We start from the raw sequence: 258 nt of genomic DNA, 5'->3' as shown, positions 1-258 counted from the left end.
CCCCGTGCAGGCGCCAGATCCCGAACTGGCTGGAGCGTCCGAAGGTCAGCAGGCCGGGCCCGGGAGGGAGCGCGAACTCGATGACGGCCCGCCACACGGTGCTCCCTGCGAACCGCAGCGGCCTGCCCAGGTCCGCTGTGGACCGTACCGTGGAGTCGATCCCGTCGGCACCGATGATCACGTCGGCCTCCGCGGCGCTGCCGTCGGCGAAACTCGCGACCGCCCGTCCGCTCTCGCAACGCACCCCCACGCAACGCA

1 pseudogene is annotated in these 258 nt (G+C 72.5%); it reads right to left on the bottom strand.

What is annotated here, in order from left to right:
- Positions 1-181 (bottom strand): annotated as a pseudogene (locus GJQ66_RS14300) (hypothetical protein); the annotation flags it as partial.
- Positions 182-258 lie beyond the last annotated feature (77 nt).

This window comes from Microbacterium sp. ZXX196 (genome assembly GCF_009709595.1).
Lineage (GTDB): Bacteria > Actinomycetota > Actinomycetes > Actinomycetales > Microbacteriaceae > Microbacterium > Microbacterium excoecariae.
The sequence above is the reverse complement of the archived record's forward strand: the minus strand, read 5'-3'. Positions and strand labels throughout refer to the sequence as shown.